At 71.7% G+C, this 1,023-nt stretch carries 1 protein-coding gene; it reads left to right on the forward strand.

Annotated features, from left to right (window positions below):
* Window positions 1-1,023 (forward strand): cation-translocating P-type ATPase (locus GJ633_RS16850; protein WP_156589666.1); only part of this gene is annotated, 1,023 nt, incomplete at both ends.

Genomic DNA, 1,023 nt, shown 5'->3' on the forward strand with positions numbered 1-1,023 from the left:
CTTCGTCGAGGCGGCGACGCTGGCCGTCCTGTTCAGCATCGCCGAGCTGTTGGAGGACTACGCGATGGACCGCGCCCGCGACTCCCTCCGGGAGCTGCTCGAGCTCTCCCCCGACCAGGCGACGGTGAGACGCGACGGCGAGGAGGTCACCGTCCCGGCCGAGGAAGTGGCGGTCGGCGAGACGGTCGTCGTCCGTCCGGGCGAGAAGGTCCCGCTCGACGGGACGGTGACCGCGGGCGAGAGCGCCGTCGACGAGTCGCCGATCACCGGCGAGAGCGTCCCCGTCGACAAGGCCGCCGGCGACGAGGTGTACGCCGGCGCGATAAACGAGGAGGGGTACCTCGAGGCGCGGGTCACCTCGACCGCGGGCGACTCCACGCTCGCGCGGATCATCCAACTCGTACAGGGCGCACAGGCGAAAAAGACCGAGCGCGAACAGTTCGTCGACCGGTTCGCGGGGTACTACACGCCGGTCGTCGTCGCGCTGGCGGTCCTGACGGCCGCGGTCCCGCCGCTCGTCGTCGGCGATCCGGTCTCGGTCGGCGTCGCCGGCTACGAGCACACGGTCGTCGGCGACTGGCGCACGTGGTTCGTCCGCGGGCTCACGCTGCTCGTGATCGCCTGTCCGTGCGCGTTCGTCATCTCGACGCCGGTCTCCGTCGTCTCGGGGATCACGAGCGCCGCGCGCAACGGCGTCCTGATCAAGGGCGGGAACCACCTGGAGACGATGGGCGAGGTCGACGCCGTCGCGCTCGACAAGACGGGCACGCTCACCGCCGGCGAGCTCGCCGTCACCGACGTCGTCGCCTTCGGAGACGCGGACGCGGCGACGGTCCTCCGGTACGCGGCCGGCCTGGAGCGGCGCAGTGATCACCCGATCGCGGCGGCGATTCGCGCGAACGCGACCGAAGCCGGGATCGAGGATCCGCCGGAGCCGTCGTCGTTCGAGAGCCTGACCGGCAAGGGGATCCGCGGCGTGTTCGACGGCGAGCCCCACTACGCCGGCAAGCCCGCGCTCTTCGA

Origin of the sequence: Halorubrum sp. CBA1125, assembly GCF_009742825.1 — an archaeon.
Taxonomy (GTDB): Archaea; Halobacteriota; Halobacteria; order Halobacteriales; family Haloferacaceae; genus Halorubrum.